This is a genomic window from Ruegeria sp. J8 (genome assembly GCF_056531925.1).
The window spans coordinates 496,887-513,445 of the sequence record NZ_JBQFMR010000001.1 but is presented as its reverse complement, the minus strand read 5'-3'; the positions used below and the strand labels follow the sequence as shown (position 1 = coordinate 513,445).

Below are 16,559 nucleotides of genomic sequence, written 5' to 3'. Positions count from 1 at the left end.
AATTCAGAGGGTAGGGTGCCCTCATGTCGATCTGGACCCGCATATCCGACGCGCTCAGCGCGCTTGCCCAAGGCGAAAGCCTTACGGCTGTTTTCGAAAAGCTGCGCACGCCGCCAGAGCGTTCGGTCGCGTTTACGATCGCTGTTATCGCGCTCGGGGCCAAGATGGCCAAGGCCGATGGTCAGGTAACGCGGGATGAGGTCACGGCCTTTCGCGACGTCTTTCAAATCGCACGCGAGGACGAAGCCGACGCGGCCCGCGTTTTCGACATGGCCCGGACCGATGTTGCCGGCTATCAGGAATACGCCCGCAAGATCGCCGGGATGTTCGCCGATGACAGCACCACCTTCTGCGACCTGATGGAGGGGCTGTTTCACATCGCCATGGCCGACGGGTTCTATCACCCCAACGAAAACGAGTTCCTAGAGGAAGTCAGCCGGATTTTCGGCCAGACCGAAGCTCAGTTTCTGGCCCTGCGCGCGCGGTTTGTACCGGATGCGCCGAATGACCCTTACACGGTGCTGGGGGTACCTCGGGATATGCCTTTGCCAGATATCCGCAAGATTTGGCGTCAATTGGTACGCGAAACCCATCCCGATGCGATGATGGCGCGTGGTGTCCCGGAAGAGGCGATCCGGTTGGCGGAGAAAAAGATGATCGACATCAACCGCGCCTGGGATGAGATCAACGGCGCGCGAGCCTGACCGCGATGCGGCTGGCGACCTACAATATCGAATGGTTCGCCAATCTGTTTGACCGCAAGGACAGGCTGATTGTTGATGACAGTTGGTCTGGCAGGCAAAATATTACCAAAGCTCAACAGGTCGAAGCCATCGCTAAGGTCCTGACTGCGGTCGACGCGGATGCGATGTTGATTGTCGAGGCGCCAAATACCGGCAAAACTCAGAACAGCGTGCGCGCCCTGCAAGGGTTTGCAGAGGCGTTTAATCTACGCACCAGCCATGCGGTGATGGGATTTGCCAACGATACGCATCAGGAACTGGCGCTGCTCTATGATCCTGCGGTGCTGACGGTTCGTCATGACCCAAAAGGGACCGGGTCAAATGATGCTCCTCGTTTTGATGGGGCGTTCCGAATTGATCTCGACATTGACGCCACCGAAGACCTTGTCGAGTTCTCAAAACCGCCGATGGAGCTTGCGGTGACGACGTCCGATGGAGCCAGCTTTCGCCTTATTGGCGCGCATCTCAAATCTAAAGCCCCCCACGGAGCCAGTAGCCGGGACGAAGCGATCCGAATCTCGATTGCCAACCGGCGCAAACAGCTGGCGCAGGCAGTGTGGCTGTCGCGGCGCGTTCGGGCGCATCTTGAGGCGAATGAGCCGGTCATTCTGTTGGGCGATCTCAACGACGGGCCGGGATTGGACGAATTCGAAAACCTGTTCGGGCGATCCTCGGTTGAGATTCTGGTGCAGACGGGGCTGTTCGATCCCCATGCGGTTTCGACCCACACAGACACGCCACCTTCAACGGCCCGTTTCGCGCGTCCGGCCGATGGCGGCTATCTTGAGGCCCTGCTGGACTACATCATGATCAGCGATGGTTTGCGGGCGCTCAACCCGCGCTGGCGGATTTGGCATCCGTTCCATGACCCGGCATGTTTGGCCGCAAAGGAGTTACACGACGCGCTTCTTACGGCCTCTGACCACTTTCCGGTCACGTTGGATATCGACCTGTGACCTTACATGCGCGGTATTTTCGCCTTATATTCTCACCATGAGACATTTCATCACGATCTGCGCAATTTCCACGGCGCTCAGCACGCCTGTTCTTGCCGAGGACGAGCCCGGCCCATCACTGATGGAGCAGGGCGCTGAATTGTTCTTTGAAGGATTGCGGAAGGAAATGGAACCGGCGTTGGATGAATTGCTAGGGCTGGCCGACCAGTTTGGGCCGGCAATGCAGTCCTTTATGGCCGAAATGGGTCCGGCTTTGGCCGATCTGGCTGCCGAGATCGAGGATTGGAGCGCCTATGAGGTGCCTGAAATCCTGCCCAATGGGGACATCATCATCCGCAAAAAACCGGAACCCCCGGAAGTTGCGCCGCAGACGCCACCCGAGGCACCCGAAGGTGAGATTGATATCTGAGGTTCAGCCTTTAAGCACGATCCGGGTTTCGGATTTCAACGCAGTTGCCAGAGAATTCAGCCGCGCCTCGGCCACTTCGCTGAACAAGGCGGCAGCAGTTTCGGGCAGGAACAGCTCAAGCTGGCGTTTCTTGGGGTAAAAGCGCAGCTTGCCCATGGTAGCGTCATTCTGCATCCACAACATTGCACCAAAGCGCATGGCTTTGCCCAGAATCTCGGCCTGTTTCTGGCCGTTTTCGTCCAGCAACTCGTATAGCGGCGCAAAGCGGGTGTCCTCGCGCTTGTTGCGATAGCGGTGCTGCAAAGCCAGCCCGATAAATACCCGTTCCGAGTGTTTCAGCCCGCCCAGATTGGCGCGGGTGACATAGTCGAAGCAGGTCTCTGCCCGGTAGTCGGGATGGGCGCGCCAGCTAACGTCATGCAGCAGACAGGCCGCCTTGATTAGCCGCACCCGCGCTGGCGGGGCAGATTTGAACAGGGGCATCACGAAGTCGAACAGGTGCTTGCCGAAACCGGGCAGGCGCGCATCCTTGGCCTCGGAAAACCGGCTGGCTTCGATCAGCGGATCACGGTCGCGCAGAATTTGAGGCATCTGTTCGTACAGTAGTCCCTCGCGGATACCGTAGCTTGAGATCGCAATATCCTTTGGCTTGAAGGTGCGCAGCAACCGCGCGAGTACGTCCATAGCGTAAGGGATCAGCGCCATGCGCGAGCTTGAGACGCCGGCGCGGTTGCGCAGTTTTTCGGGGTCGCTTTTTTCGATGAACTTGATCGTTTCATGTACCTGCTTGGTGGTCATGCGGTATTCATGCAAAACGTTCAGGGGATAGCCCCGACGCAACATGTCCAGACGCGCAAAGGCCCGCCAACTGCCGCCGACCAGAAACAAACGATCCCGCTGCGGACCAAGCCGGTCGCGCAGGTCCTCCATCGTTTCCTTGATATGCGCCTTGCGTGACCGGCGACCACCTTTAATGTCGCGCAGTTTCAGCGGACCAAGGGCTGATGTCAGGCGGCGGCCTACGTCTCCCTCCCCGATTTCGGCCAGTTCCATCGAGGAACCGCCGATGTCGCAGATCAACCCATAGGCACCGGGCCAGCCTAGCAGGACGCCTTGGGCAGACAGGCGCGCCTCTTCCCCGCCATCGATGACCGAGACGGTCAGGCCGGTCTCGGCATGGACGTCCTTGCAGAAGGCTGGGCCATCCTTGGCTTCGCGCACGGCGGCGGTGGCGACCACGTGCAGGCCGGGCAGACCCAGATCATCTGCCAGTTGGGCAAAGCGGCGCAGGGCGGCCAGGGCGCGCTCTCGTCCGCGCGGATTGAGCCGCCCGGTCTCGGACAGACCTGCGCCCAGCTCACACATGACTTTTTCGTTGTAGAAATAGGCGGGCGAGCGCGCCGCGCCGTCAAAGATCACCATCCGGACCGAGTTTGACCCGACATCGACAACGCCGACGCGCGACAGAGCGCGGGCCTCGGGGTTGTCGAATAGCGGCTTTCCGAAAGGTCCCCAGTCGGGGATGTCGGTCTCGACGGTCTGATCCATGTCTCTTCCAGATATTCCGTGCTTAGAATGCGAAATCGTTCGTTGCGGGTCAATCGCCGGATGCGACTTCGGCGGGGTCCGAATTGAGAACCCGCACAGCCAGCGCGCGGGTAATGTCGCGTTTCTCGGTCAGGGCCAGCATATCAAGCTGGGCGACCACGTCGGCAGCTGTTTCAAACCGACGGTCCATATGTTTGACGAGGTACGAGATCACCTCGGGGCCGGGGTTCAACTGCCGGTCCACGAATAGTTTGGCCAGTACCGCGCCCAGTAAGGCATCATCGGGCGGGTCCAGCGAAACGTGATGCGCGCCTTCGATCCTGCTTTGCAGATCGGGCAGGGGCAGTTCCCAGAATTTCGGAGCCAGACGCCCGGTCATAAGCAGGGCATTACCCTCGGCCAAAGTCAGGTTGTGCAGGTGAAACAGCGTTTTTTGCCGTTCGGCATCGTCGGCGATCATCGGCACATCTTCGATGGCAATCGGAGTTTGGGCCAGTGCGGGAACATCTTCGTGGCGCAGATCGGTGGCATGCAGAATACGCCCGCCGGTTTCCGCCGCCCAAACATGGGCCAGATGCGTCTTGCCTGAACCGGCGGGGCCGCTCAGGACCAGCTTGTTACCCGGCCAGGACGTTGCCGAGATCATGGCGACCGCCAGCGCGTTTGCGGGCGAGACGAAAAAATCCTCGCGCCCCAGCGCAGTTTTGGCTGGAAGATCGAAGTTCAGTTGGCGAGCCATTCAGTCGTCTTTCTGGTTCAAGCCTTCCAGGCCGGTATACAGTCGGCTGTCCAGATAGACCGAGGTGCAGAACCGTGCAAGAACCCCCAGCGCCGCTGCGACCGGAACTGCCACCAGCATTCCGACAAAGCCAAACAGCGCTCCAAACACTGACAGGGCCAACAACAGCCAGACCGGATGCAGCCCGACCGAGCTGCCGACCAGCTTTGGAGTCAGGAAATTGCCCTCGGTCACCTGACCGACCGCAAAAATACCCGCGACAAGCGCGATATGCGCCCAATCGCCCCAGAACTGGAACAGCGCCAGACCGATGGCCAGCGATCCTCCGATCAGGGCGCCCAGATAGGGGATGAACGTAACCAGCCCGGCGATGAACCCAACGATTAGTCCGAACTGCAGACCGACAGCCATCAGCGCGACCGCGTAGTAGGTGCCCAATATCAGGCAGACCGTGCCCATGCCGCGCACAAATGAGGCCAGAACATCGTCGATTTCACCCGCCAGCCGTTTGATGGTCGGGGCGTGGTCACGGGGCAGCAGCTCTCCGATCCGGGCGATCATGCGATCCCAGTCCAGCAGAAGGTAGACGGCCACAACGGGCACGATCACCAGCAGGACAACGACGTTGATCGCCGACCCGAGCGAGGCGGCGACGGATTGAAGAACATCCCCGGTTTTGGATTGCAACGTTTCACCCAGCGACACCAGGAACTGATGCGAACTGGATTGGGTATCAAGGAGGGAAGGGAATTTTTGTTCGACAAAGCCGCGCAGCTGTTTGACGAGGCTTGGCATGAACTCGATCAGATCAATCAGCTGCGTCACTAGCGCAGGAACCACCATCAGGATCAGCAGGACAAAACCCAAAATGCCAACCACGGTGATAAGCCCGGTGGCGGCCATCCGGGACAGGCCAAAGTTTTCAAGACGGTCGGCGACCGGATCAAGGAAATAGGCAATGGCCCCGCCGATCACAAATGGAAGCAAGACATCGCCAAGGGCCCATAACATCAGCACAAATACGGCTGCGGCGATGCCCCAATACCTAAGCTGATCCTTCACCGGCAAAGCCATGGCTGTCCCCTTTTTGCGGCGCTTGCCATCGTTCTTGGCGTATGCAGCACGGTGATGCAAGTGCTTCATGCAAGGGATATTTTCAGCCTGTCAGTCTTGCAACGTTCCCAGTTCCGGCGTCGCCTCATCCTCAATTTCATCGGGCCAGTTGGTTCGCCATATTTCGGCCGACCAGTGACCGCAGTGAACAGCCGGGCGGTCAAAACCGGGTTGCGGCTCCAACAAGGGCGAGACAACAACGTTATGGCGTGGCACCGCGAAATAGGGAAACGAGTGCCGTTCTTGTCCAGATCGGTTCACGACCCGGTGTGGCGTGGATTTCAAGCGCCCACCGGACCATAGTTCCAGCATGTCACCGATATTCACGACAAACCCGCCCGGCGGGCAGTCCGGCGTGATCCAACCACCTTCGCGGTTCTGAACCTCTAGCCCTCCAACTGGGTCTGGGGCGATGATGGTCAGCGCGTCGGTGTCCTTGTGCGGGTGGATGCCATAGCCGCCTTCATCCGGAGCCTGCGGCGGGTAATGCAGCAGAGTCATGTTGGTCATTGGATCGACAAAGGCATCGCGAAGAGCGCGCGCAGGCAGGGATAGGCCGACCTCTAGCGCGCCCAGCAGATGATCGGCCACCGCATCCAGTTTCGACCAATAGCCAAGTATCGTGTCGCGCGCGCTATCCACGCCCTTTGGCCAGAGGTTAGGGCCATAAAGTGCGCAGTCCTGCCGGATCGGTGCATCGGGGGCCACGTCATAGTGTAGCTTGTAGCCTTCGTATTTGTCGGCATTGCCTGATCCGTCATTGGGGGTGAAGAATCCCATGGGGATGTATCCACGATAATTCTCGCGCGTGATGGCCTGATCCCATTTGGTGCTTTCCTCGACCGCAAAGATATCGCGCACGCAGGCGCGCACGGCGTCTACCGTATCGGGGGAAATGCCGGTGCCGGTGATCGACAGAAAGCCGATCCCAGTGCAGGCGTCCATGATTTGCTGAACGGTTCGGGCATAGTCCGGGTGCGCAGGGTCACGCAGAGGCGAAATGTCGATGGTCGGGATATGCTGCATCAGTGAATCCGCACGCCCTGACGGTCGAGTTCTTTGTGGACGGGGGCGAGGTTCATCGTGTCGACCTCCTGATTGCTTTTTAACGATAGCGCAGCGGCGATGCCCGCGCCCTGTCCCATCACAGCACAGCACGCCATGTTGCGCGTGGCCGCATGGGCCACCTTGTCTGCGCCATGGGAACGACCCGCGACCAGCAAGCCCTTGATCCCTTTGGGCAACATCGAACGATAGGGCACCTGCATGTAACGCCCGGTAGTCGGCAGGATCAGGATGCCATAGCCGTCGATGAACTCGGGGTAGATGCCGATCGTATCCTCGAACCGGCCCTGATGTCGGGCGTCATCCTCGGTCATGTTGTAAATCGCGTCGATCTTGCGGGTGTCGCGGATGCCAATGGTCATGCCGAAATTCCGCAGCCGCGCGTTTTCGCACCCGGGCATGAAGCGCCGCAGTGCCTCGATGGCCAGCATCGATTGACGACGGCCCTCGATCTCGCCCCGTGTCAGGCTGTCGGGATCTGTTCCGTCGATTTCGGCCAGATGGATGAGGTTCATATAAGTCAGCTCACCAGTGTCATGCATCGCGCCCCACGTGCCAGCGATGGTGTTCAGGTGCGGCGGGATCATCCCTGCATCTATCGCCTGTTGGAAGGGTTTGTGAACGAAGGGCGAGAACATGTCGTCCTCTTTGCCTGAGGTCTCGATGTTCCATTCACCGCCGCCGCCCCAGTCCTTGTAGGTCTGCGGATCGGCCTTGACGCCTTCCATAAAGGCGCGCTTGTCGACACCGGCCAGATGGAACATGACCGAGGCCGCCATCATATCCTCGCGCGCGGTTTTGTGGGTGGGCGCACCGGCGCGGTGGGCGACATCGGCGTCGCCGGTGGCGTCGATCACTACGCGGGCCAGAATCGCCTCGCGACCCGCTTTGGATTCGGTGATGATGCCGGTGATCCGGTTGCCGTCCATGATCGGGGCCACGAACTGACGGTGCAGCATGGGATGCACGCCGGCCTCTTCGACCAGCTTGTCGGCCACCAGCTTGAACCCTTCGCTGTCCAACTCATAGCTGAGCGATTGGCTTTCTGGCACCGCCGCGCCCATCTCTTTGGCGCGGGTCTCGAACTCCATCCCGATGCCGCCTGCCTCGACCGTTTGTTCATGGCGATACCAGGCGAACCCTTCGACCCCCACGGCGGTGATGTTGCCACCCATACAGCCGAAGCGATCGACCAGTGACACCTCGGCCCCGGCGCGCGCGGCGGCCAAAGCGGCGGCCAGCCCGGCGGGGCCAGAGCCCACGACCAGAACATCTGTCTGGTGAACAACAGGAATTTGACGGGCGGGTTCCGAGATTGTCTGCATCGGGGCCTCATGTTTTTACATTCCTGTCACATTTGAGATTCCTGACTGGCGGGTCAATAAAAAATGCGACGGGCCCGGGGTCGCAAAAACGCCATTGCGTGATTGCCCCCGGCGAGGCTTTGGCATAATCACCTTGCAGCGAAATTTTCACCTTCAAAGGTCCTCCCATGCGCCTGAGCCGTTACTTTCTGCCCGTTCTCAAGGAAAACCCGTCTGAGGCCCAGATCGTCAGCCACCGGCTGATGCTGCGCGCGGGCATGATCAAACAGGCATCCGCCGGGATTTACTCGTGGCTGCCGATGGGCTTCAAAGTGCTGCGCAAGCTGGAAAACATCATCCATGAAGAGCAGGCGCGCGCGGGCCACATTGCGATCCAGATGCCGATCATCCAATCGGCGGACCTGTGGCGCGAATCAGGGCGCTATGATGACTACGGTCAGGAAATGCTGCGGATGAAGGACCGGCATGACCGGGATATGCTGTTCACGCCCACGGCTGAGGAACTGGTAACCGATATCTTCCGCGGCCACGTCAACAGCTACAAAGACCTGCCGCTGACCCTGTACCAGATCCAGTGGAAGTTCCGCGACGAAATCCGCCCGCGTTTCGGCGTTATGCGGGGGCGTGAGTTCTATATGAAGGACGGCTATAATTTCGACCTGACCAAAGAGGACGCGTTGCACGCTTATAACCGCCATCTGGTCAGCTACCTGCGCACCTATGAGCGTATGGGCCTGCAAGCCATCCCGATGCGCGCCGATTCCGGCCCCATCGGTGGCGATGACACGCATGAATTCCTTGTGCTGGCCGATACGGGTGAATCCGAGGTCTTCTATGATAGCGCCGTCACCGACCTGAGCTTCGGCGACCGTCAGATCGACTATGACGACCGCGCGCAATGTCAGGCGATCCTCGAGGAGTTTACTTCGAGATATGCCCGCACCGATGAAACTCATGACGAGGCGCTGTTCAATCAAGTGCCCGAGGATCGTCGCCGCGTGGCGCGCGGGATCGAAGTGGGGCAGATCTTCTATTTCGGTACCAAATATTCCGAGGCGATGGGCGCAACTGTCCAAGGCCCCGATGGCAAACCGACGCCCGTGCATATGGGCAGCCACGGCATCGGCGTCAGCCGCTTGATCGGCGCTATCATCGAGGCCAGCCATGACGACAAAGGCATCATCTGGCCTGAAGGTGTTACACCCTTCCACTGCGGCATCGTGAACCTGAAGCAGGGCGATGAAGAGGCAGATGCGGCCTGTGACAAGCTCTACGGTGCGCTGACCGCACTGGGGCTGGAGCCTCTCTATGATGACCGCAACGAACGGGCCGGGGGCAAGTTCGCCACCATGGACCTGATCGGTCTGCCATGGCGCATCACCGTTGGCCCGCGCGGGTTGAAAAACGGTGTGGTTGAACTGACCTGCCGCCGCTCGGGCGAGAGCGAGGAACTCAGCCCCGAGGCCGCCGTCACCAAGATCGCCGAGATCTATGAGCAAATCGGCTGACACCGACGCGCCGCTGATCTCGGTCGTCACGGCGACGCATAACCTGCTGTCCCAAGGGCGGCAGGATAGCTTTCGCGAAGTGATCACCTGTATGGCTCGCCAGAAATGTGGGCGGGCCGAACATGTCATTCAGGACGGGGCCTCGACCGACGGCACAGTTGCCTTTCTGCAGGATGTCACTGCAGACGCGCAGCGAACCCGCATGATCAGCGAACCGGACCGCAACCTCTATGACGCGATGAACAAGGGGGCAGGGGCCGCGCGCGGCCAGTATTTGCTGTTCCTGAACTCCGATGACTCGCTGGCCTCGGATAACGTCCTGAACATTGTGGCCGACCGGCTGATAGCGAGCCAACCCGATTTTTTGTATGGTTCAACCTTGCGCAGGTTCGAGGATGGGACAGAAAGCCGCGAAAAGCGCATGTCGCTGACTGCGATCCTGCAACGGATGCCGTTCTGCCATAACTCAGTCCTGATCCGGCGCGACGTGTTTGCGGCGCTGGGCGGCCATGATCCGCAATTCCGCGTGGCGGCCGACTATGACCTGATGCTGCGCATGATCACGGCCGGGTATCAGGGCGAACGGATGGATGAGCCGATCTCGATGTTTTGGGGGCGTGGGGCCAGCAGTGACACGGCCGTGACGGCCCGAGACTATGCGCGGGTTTGGATGAAGTATTACGACGGGCGTAAAGCCGCGCGTGACTTGACTGAGGATGATTTCTGCCGGTTCTACCATCGCGGCCACATGCCCGCGAAACTAGTCCTTGGGCGGTTGATCGAACCGGGAACATGCGCCGGTATCAAAGCGGCGGCGCGCCACAGCCTGTGGAAGACCACGCGGCGTTCAGTCCAGTTCTGGCGCAGCTTCTAAGCGCCGTTCACCGAAGGTCGGGCGGCTAGCAGGTCTCCGGTTTCACTGTCGCGGGCAACAACGATGGGGCGTCCCATCCGTTGCACCAGATCGCGAAACTCCAACCCCAGAAACCGCAGCCCGCAAATCCGTTTTGCCGTGGCGATCTCGGTGACACACAGCCGACCCTGTCGGAAGGCCAGTTGATACCCCTTGTCTTTCAGAATATCGGTAAGGCTGTTCCAACTTGCAGCACTTGCAAATAAAGGTCGGATCGCGGCCCTCAGCAATGCGGCCGTTTCACAATCCAGTTCTGTTGATGCCTGCCGGGCTGAAATGACGCCCGCTTCTTCTTTGTTTAGTCGAATACTCATGAGCGACCCCCGCTCCTACAAATGTATTCCCCCACAGTCAGGGTGACAAAGTTTCGCAAAATAATCAAAAATCGAAATTTTGTTCCGCGCGATATGTTGCATTTTGAGTTCAGTCGATCACGCAAACCTAGCATTGACTACATAGCTGAAACAGTTGCGCGATGTCTGTGAACGGCGTCACAACCCTTGGTGTGTCTGACGGATGTCCACTTACGCTCTGATTGATCGAGCCCTTCAGCATGCAGAGCTGATTCGGGCGTTGGGTTGGTTGGAACCAAACGGGATTGCTGATAGAGGGGCGAAAACCTTGAAAGGGTCCACCTGGTGCTGAGTTTCGCAACGGTCGTATATTCCAAGGACTTCCCTCTGCTGGAACTTCAGGCGCGATCCTTCGCCCGGTTTGTTGATCCGGCGCAGATCGGGTCGATCCATGTGATCATGAACGACGTTGATGAAGATACGTTGCGGCAGCAGATCGAGCCGATCCTGCCTGCCTACGGAGCGCTGCAAGACAAGGTACGCGTCCTCAGTGGAGACGATGTTCTACTGGGGGAGGGTCATTGTGCGCGACGCCCGGTGCTTGATCGTGTGCTGATCGAGAACCGCTTTCGCATTCTGCTGATCCGCAAGGGCGGTTGGCGTGGCAACAATGGCTACCGCAATCAACAGGTTCTGAAACTGGGCGCGGCGCGGGTCGCGGCGTCCGAGAATATGGTAATTCTGGACACCAAGAACCTGTTTCTGCGCCAGTTTGATGAGGCAGAGTTCTTTGCGCCCGGCGGCGCGGCGCGCATCCCGTTCATTGACATTGAAAGTGATTTTCACCGCAACTGGCTGCTGCAAAGTTTGGATGCCCTAGGTGCGCCACGGTCTGATCCGGGGCAGTTCAAGACGACAACCTTTGCCACGCCGTACCCGGTGCGCCGGTCGCTTGTCCTGTCTCTGCTGGATGAAATCAACGCGCGCTACGGCTCGGTTCAGGCCTTGTTCGCGTCGCGCAGGCGGCCGTCAGAGTTCATGCTGATGAACGCGTTTTGCCTGAAATCCCCCGATGGATACCCGCCCTGGTTCGAAGAGGCCGACTCCACAGCCATCGGGCTCTGGCCCACCTATTCGACCGAAGTGCTGACGCAGTTGCTGGGACTGCTGGATGACCCGCGCACATTGACGCTTGGGTTGCACAACCGTGCCATTGCAAACCTGCCCCTGAATTTGCGCGACCGTGTCTTTCACGAGCTTGAGGCGCGCGGCATTTGCGACCGGAACCGGGCCGAGGCCGTATTGCAGCAAACCGCCGCCCTGTCGGGATAACGCACGGCTTGACCATTCGGCCAAATGCCGAAAGGGTCACGTCCAACAAAAACACCGGAGCAGGCATGGCCAAGACACCCCCGCCCTTTGCACCTTTTGAATGGAAAATCGCCTGGCGATACCTACGCGCGCGCCGCGCCGAGGGGGGCGTCAGCGTGATGACCTGGATCTCGCTGATCGGGATCACCTTGGCCGTGTTCGCTCTGATCGCCACGTTGGCTGTTCGATCGGGTTTCCGTGCCGAGTTTGTCGGCACCATTCTGGGTGCCAACGCGCATGTGACTGTTTATTCGGCTGGGAATTTTGATGCGCAGGGGCGCGTAGATCGGACCATTGAAAACTACGATCAGGTGGCTGACAGGATCGGGCAAGTGCCGGGCGTTCAACGGGCGGCACCTTTGGTCAAGGGGCAAGTGCTGATCACCAATCGCGACCGCAGCAGCGGTGTAGAAGTTTTTGGGATACAGCCGGACGACTTGTTGGACCTGCCGGGCATCGCTGAAAGCGATCAGGCGGTGGGGGATCTATCGGAATTCCAGAACGAGGAATTCGTCATCGCCATCGGCTCAGGCGTGGCGCGCAGTATCGGCGCAACAGTAGGGGACACAGTCAAGCTGACCTCGCCCAATGGGGTAAAAACGGCCTTTGGCACTTCGCCCCGCGTCAGCGCCTATCGGGTGGTTTATGTGTTTTCAGCCGGGCGCTATGACATCGACCGCACCCGTGTCTACATGCCGTTCGAACAGGCGCAGACCTTCTTTAACCGTGAAGGCGTGGCCGATGAGATCGAGGTTATGATGGATGATCCCGAGAATCTGACACCCATTCTGATCCCCATCCTGGAAGCAGCAGGCGAACGCAGTCAGATATGGACCTGGCAGGACGCCTCGGGCGGGTTCCTGCGCGCGCTTGAGGTCGAGGACAATGTGATGTTCATCATCCTGTCGATCCTTGTACTGATTGCGGCGATGAACATCGTTTCGGGTCTGATCATGCTGGTCAAGAACAAGGGGCGAGATATCGGCATCCTACGCACCATTGGCCTCAGCGAAGGCTCGGTCTTGCGCGTATTCTTCATTTGCGGGTCATTTACAGGCATTATCGGCACCACGATGGGTGTGGTGCTGGGTTGCCTGTTTGCGATCTATATCGACCCGATCTTCAGCTTTGTGAATTTTGTCATGGGCGGCGGGGTCTGGGATCCGTCGATCCGGGGCATCTATGCGTTGCCTGCTGAATTGCACCTGTCCGATGTGCTCAAGGCGGTCGGGCTGTCGCTGGGCCTGTCCTTCTTTGTCACCTATTTCCCGGCCCGTCGCGCGGCGCGGCTGAACCCGGTTGAGGCGCTGCGCTATGAGTGATGTGACATTGCGGCTGAACGGCCTGACCAAAACCTATCTGCAAGGCACACCGGGCGAGGTGCAGGTGCTGCGCGGCGTCGATCTGGACCTACGCGCGGGCGAGGCGGTGGCACTGGTGGCGCCCTCTGGGGCGGGCAAGTCGACGCTGCTGCATATTGCGGGTCTGCTGGACACGCCCGACAGCGGCACCGTTGAGATCGCGGGGCAGAGCATCGCAGGCAAAGGCGACCGCACCCGCACGGCGCTGAGGCGGCAGGATGTGGGCTTTGTCTATCAGTTCCACCATCTGCTGCCCGAGTTCACAGCGCTGGAGAACATCACCCTGCCGCAACTGGCCAATGGTGTCTCCGAGAAAGCTGCACAGGACAGGGCGATGGCGCTGCTGGACCGTGTGGGCGTTGCGGCGCGCGCCGATCACCGCCCGGCGGCCCTTTCTGGCGGCGAGCAACAGCGGGTCGCCTTTTGCCGCGCGCTGGCCAACGCGCCGCGCGTATTGTTGGCGGATGAACCGACGGGCAATCTGGACCCCGAGACCTCGGATCAGGTGTTCGATGCGCTGATGGCATTGGTGCGGGACGAGGGGCTCTCGGCCCTGATCGCCACGCACAATATGGATCTGGCCGCGCGGATGGATCGCAAGCTGCGGTTGGACGGGGGCGTTCTCAAGCCAGTTGCGTGATCGCCACCCCGGCGGCCATCACAGCGATGCCGCCTGCGCGGATCCATGTCAGCGGCGTGACCTGGGCGCCGAACAGGCCGAAATGGTCGATGGCGGCGGCGCTGATCAACTGCCCGATCAGCACGAAGAACACTGCGTTGCCCACGCCAAAATGCGGGGCGACATGGGTGATCGACAGGACGTAGAAGGCGATTAGCACACCGGCCAGTAGCAGGTGTTTCGGGGCTTCGGCGATTTTGGACACGGCCCCAAAGCCGGGAAAAACCACCATGACCGCTGCTGAGGCCGCAAAGGCGATGGCAAATAGAACCACCGCCGCAGTGGTGGGTGAGCCGATCATCTTGCCCAAAGCCGCGTTCAGCGCGGCTAGAATGGGCACTCCGACCCCGGCGGCCAACATGATGACTGCATATTGTGTCATGGCCCGTATCCTTTGGTTGCGTTGATCTGGATCATTGCGCCAAGCCGCGCCTCGGGCAAGCCTGCAAATGTCAATCGGGACAGGAGGATGCGATGATCAGAGCGATAGTTGGGGGTGTTTTCGTTGCGGCCGGGATGATGGCGTCGCAGGCCGGTGCGCAGGATGTCGAAGAGGGCGCAAAGCTCTACCAGCATTATTGCGCAACATGTCACGGGATCGATGCCACCGGGCATGGTCCGATGGCCGGAGTTTTAGTTATTCAACCCGCAGACCTGACAACACTTGCCAGCGATGATGGCATGTTCCCGGTCGCTCGTGTCGTTTCACGGATCGACGGGCGCGACCCGCTGGTCAGCCATGGCAGCCCGATGCCGGTCTATGGGCCGTATTTCGACGGGCAGGACACCTCGATGAAAACGCCACAGGGGCAGCCGATCCTGACAAGCCAACCGATCGTGGATCTTGTGGCCTATCTTGAGACATTGCAGGGCAACTGAGCCTAGCGGCATATTCCTTCGATTTTGGCCTCGGACCACGGGATGACAACCGCCCGCTCGGCCCGTTCACTGGGCAGGGGGGCCAGGTCGAAATGCGCGCCCAGCATTTCATGCAGTCGCTCGGTGCGGGGCGCAGTTGGGTCCAAGGCGCGGCAGCAGACATATTCCTCGACAATGGCACCTTGCTGTTCGAACCCGTAGGACAGGAAATCGGACGAGGTCGCCAGATCGAATAGGTAGGGGTCTTTGTTGCCGCCATGTTCTGCCGCTGCACGCAGGGGATGATAGCCCGTGGTCTTGCGGTTCTGCCACTGCCAGACATGGGTCAATTCATGCGCCAGAAGCATGGCAGCGATCAGGTTCATCTCTTCGGGGAAATCGGACATGTAGTCCTCAAGATACCAATCCTGTGTGAAATAAACCTTGTTGAACAGGGCTACGGCGGCCGGTTTTGCCGTCACCACGCCTTCTTCCTGCGGGGGCAGGATACGCTCGCGACATGCCAATCGCGGACGTTCCTTGCGGTAAAAGGTGATCGGGGCAACCGGTGCCCCTTTGACCAGACGGACTGTGCCCACATCCAGCGTATCGCCCTGAATGGCGCTGGCGAATGCGACCTCCTGATCGGTCAAAGGACGACCGCATGAGGTCAAAAATAATGCAGACGTCATCAAAATAAGGCGCAACATGTTCGCAGCTTAGTCCTCAGCTTCTGCTCTGTAATCTGTTTTCAAACGCTCATTGCCAATACGCGGCTGATTTCGGTCAGCGACCGGCCTGATTGATCCATCCATGTGTTAAAAGCCTCTTGCACTGCTGCCATCGCTTTCTTCGAGGTGGGTGATGTGTCGATCACCCCTTCGGCAATCAGGCGCGCAGTGACGTCCTGCGACAGGATGAAACTGTCCCGCCCGGCAAATCGCATCGCATATTGTGCCGAGGCCCCGCCCAACCGCGATCCCCGTTTGGCCAACATCGCAAGCAACCCCACATAATCCGTCGAGGGCCACCCCCCAAGCACATGCCCGGCTCCGCCTTCCTGCCGAAGTTCCAGCAGAAACGCCGCGTTGTCCCGGACGGTTGCGATTTTGGTGCCGTTTCGGACGATTCGGGTGTCGGTCAGCAGGGCGTCGAATTTCTCATCATCCATGAAGGCGCATCTGCCCACGTCGAACCCGTCAAAGGCGGTCTCGAACCCGCCCCATTTGTTTTCAATGACTTTCCAGTTAAACCCGGCTTGAAAGATACACTTGGTGATCACTGCAAGCCAGCGGTCTTCAGCCGTCGCTTTCAGTTCCTCCAACGGCTTGGGCTTGGTGAGTTTTCCGCCCAGGGCGTGCGCGCCGCCATGACGGTCTGCGGCGATTTGAAAGAGTTCGTCGAAATGGCGCATCAGGGTCCTCCGACTCAAAGGTCGCGCTTTGATGGATGGGTTTCAAGCCCTCACAAACGCAGTGTGAATACGGGCAAAGGCAAAAAAGTTGCGTTTGGGCAAAAGAAATACTCGACAAAGTGTTTGGATTGGGTTTGTGATTGACTGATCAATCAATATCCCGCTCGAAAAAATGTGATAGACAGGAAGGGCGAGGGTATCCTGCACGTATCAGCAGGGGGGACAGGCAGATGGACCTTACGCGTGATTTCCGCGCCGGGCCCA

General features: G+C 59.5%; 18 protein-coding genes. 9 read left to right on the top strand and 9 right to left on the bottom strand.

Annotation, left to right across the window (positions count from 1 at the left end; genetic code table 11):
- The first annotated feature begins 23 nt into the window (after window positions 1-23).
- From ACR0L1_RS02400 to ACR0L1_RS02390, 3 genes are read left to right on the top strand one after another with little or no spacing between them, the layout of a single operon-like run.
- A complete protein-coding gene (locus ACR0L1_RS02400) occupies window positions 24-704 on the top strand; it encodes a molecular chaperone DjiA (RefSeq protein ID WP_170769158.1) in 681 nt (226 codons plus the stop codon).
- A 5-nt stretch (window positions 705-709) separates the two neighbouring features.
- Complete coding sequence (locus ACR0L1_RS02395) at window positions 710-1,699, top strand: endonuclease/exonuclease/phosphatase family protein (protein WP_480856952.1); 990 nt, start codon at window positions 710-712, stop codon at window positions 1,697-1,699.
- 37 nt (window positions 1,700-1,736) lie between these two features.
- On the top strand, window positions 1,737-2,108 hold the full coding sequence (locus ACR0L1_RS02390; RefSeq protein WP_170788281.1) for a hypothetical protein: 372 nt from the start codon (window positions 1,737-1,739) through the stop codon (window positions 2,106-2,108).
- A 3-nt stretch (window positions 2,109-2,111) separates the two neighbouring features.
- Here ACR0L1_RS02390 and ACR0L1_RS02385 read toward each other — a convergent pair whose 3' ends face one another.
- The 5 genes from ACR0L1_RS02385 to ACR0L1_RS02365 form a co-directional block, all read right to left on the bottom strand.
- Window positions 2,112-3,656: a Ppx/GppA family phosphatase gene (locus ACR0L1_RS02385; RefSeq protein WP_480856950.1), complete on the bottom strand. Its 1,545-nt coding sequence runs from the start codon at window positions 3,654-3,656 to the stop codon at window positions 2,112-2,114.
- A 49-nt stretch (window positions 3,657-3,705) separates the two neighbouring features.
- Window positions 3,706-4,395: a P-loop NTPase family protein gene (locus ACR0L1_RS02380; RefSeq protein ID WP_170784037.1), complete on the bottom strand. Its 690-nt coding sequence runs from the start codon at window positions 4,393-4,395 to the stop codon at window positions 3,706-3,708.
- The gene (locus ACR0L1_RS02375) at window positions 4,396-5,469 is read right to left on the bottom strand and encodes an AI-2E family transporter (RefSeq protein ID WP_170788284.1); all 1,074 of its coding nucleotides are present in this window, start codon (window positions 5,467-5,469) and stop codon (window positions 4,396-4,398) included.
- A gap of 90 nt (window positions 5,470-5,559) precedes the next feature.
- Window positions 5,560-6,534 carry an isopenicillin N synthase family dioxygenase gene (locus ACR0L1_RS02370; protein ID WP_480856948.1) on the bottom strand — a complete coding sequence of 325 codons (975 nt, stop codon included), beginning with the start codon at window positions 6,532-6,534 and terminating at the stop codon, window positions 5,560-5,562.
- Window positions 6,534-7,898: an FAD-dependent oxidoreductase gene (locus ACR0L1_RS02365; protein WP_170784041.1), complete on the bottom strand. Its 1,365-nt coding sequence runs from the start codon at window positions 7,896-7,898 to the stop codon at window positions 6,534-6,536. The genes ACR0L1_RS02370 and ACR0L1_RS02365 overlap by 1 nt, the downstream gene beginning before the upstream one ends.
- A 167-nt stretch (window positions 7,899-8,065) precedes the next feature.
- Between ACR0L1_RS02365 and proS the strand changes: the two genes are divergently transcribed.
- A complete protein-coding gene (gene proS / locus ACR0L1_RS02360; protein ID WP_480549375.1) occupies window positions 8,066-9,406 on the top strand; it encodes a proline--tRNA ligase in 1,341 nt (446 codons plus the stop codon).
- Window positions 9,390-10,280, top strand: a complete 891-nt coding sequence (locus ACR0L1_RS02355) for a glycosyltransferase family 2 protein (protein ID WP_480856945.1) — start codon at window positions 9,390-9,392, stop codon at window positions 10,278-10,280. Before proS ends, ACR0L1_RS02355 begins: the two co-directional genes overlap by 17 nt.
- Here ACR0L1_RS02355 and ACR0L1_RS02350 read toward each other — a convergent pair.
- Window positions 10,277-10,633, bottom strand: a complete 357-nt coding sequence (locus ACR0L1_RS02350; protein WP_170769168.1) for a hypothetical protein — start codon at window positions 10,631-10,633, stop codon at window positions 10,277-10,279. The two genes, ACR0L1_RS02355 and ACR0L1_RS02350, sit on opposite strands and share 4 nt — an antisense overlap.
- Before the next feature lie 324 nt (window positions 10,634-10,957).
- On the opposite strand from ACR0L1_RS02350, the gene ACR0L1_RS02345 reads away from it, so the two are divergent.
- From ACR0L1_RS02345 to ACR0L1_RS02335, 3 genes are all read left to right on the top strand, one after another.
- Complete coding sequence (locus ACR0L1_RS02345) at window positions 10,958-11,944, top strand: DUF6492 family protein (protein ID WP_480856943.1); 987 nt, start codon at window positions 10,958-10,960, stop codon at window positions 11,942-11,944.
- Window positions 11,945-12,009: 65 nt separating this feature from the next.
- Window positions 12,010-13,305: a lipoprotein-releasing ABC transporter permease subunit gene (locus tag ACR0L1_RS02340; RefSeq protein ID WP_480856942.1), complete on the top strand. Its 1,296-nt coding sequence runs from the start codon at window positions 12,010-12,012 to the stop codon at window positions 13,303-13,305.
- On the top strand, window positions 13,298-13,984 hold the full coding sequence (locus tag ACR0L1_RS02335; RefSeq protein WP_480856940.1) for an ABC transporter ATP-binding protein: 687 nt from the start codon (window positions 13,298-13,300) through the stop codon (window positions 13,982-13,984). The genes ACR0L1_RS02340 and ACR0L1_RS02335 overlap by 8 nt, the downstream gene beginning before the upstream one ends.
- Here ACR0L1_RS02335 and ACR0L1_RS02330 read toward each other — a convergent pair.
- Window positions 13,968-14,405 carry a DMT family transporter gene (locus tag ACR0L1_RS02330; RefSeq protein ID WP_480856938.1) on the bottom strand — a complete coding sequence of 146 codons (438 nt, stop codon included), beginning with the start codon at window positions 14,403-14,405 and terminating at the stop codon, window positions 13,968-13,970. The two genes, ACR0L1_RS02335 and ACR0L1_RS02330, sit on opposite strands and share 17 nt — an antisense overlap.
- Window positions 14,406-14,497: 92 nt before the next feature.
- On the opposite strand from ACR0L1_RS02330, the gene ACR0L1_RS02325 reads away from it, so the two are divergent.
- Complete coding sequence (locus ACR0L1_RS02325; protein WP_480856936.1) at window positions 14,498-14,902, top strand: c-type cytochrome; 405 nt, start codon at window positions 14,498-14,500, stop codon at window positions 14,900-14,902.
- Between the two features lie 2 nt (window positions 14,903-14,904).
- Here the strand turns inward: ACR0L1_RS02325 and ACR0L1_RS02320 are convergent, their stop codons facing one another.
- Window positions 14,905-15,591: a hypothetical protein gene (locus ACR0L1_RS02320; RefSeq protein ID WP_480503193.1), complete on the bottom strand. Its 687-nt coding sequence runs from the start codon at window positions 15,589-15,591 to the stop codon at window positions 14,905-14,907.
- Between the two features lie 41 nt (window positions 15,592-15,632).
- Entirely contained in the window at window positions 15,633-16,295 is a 663-nt protein-coding gene (locus ACR0L1_RS02315) for a DNA-3-methyladenine glycosylase I (RefSeq protein ID WP_480856934.1), read from the bottom strand.
- Window positions 16,296-16,559 lie beyond the last annotated feature (264 nt).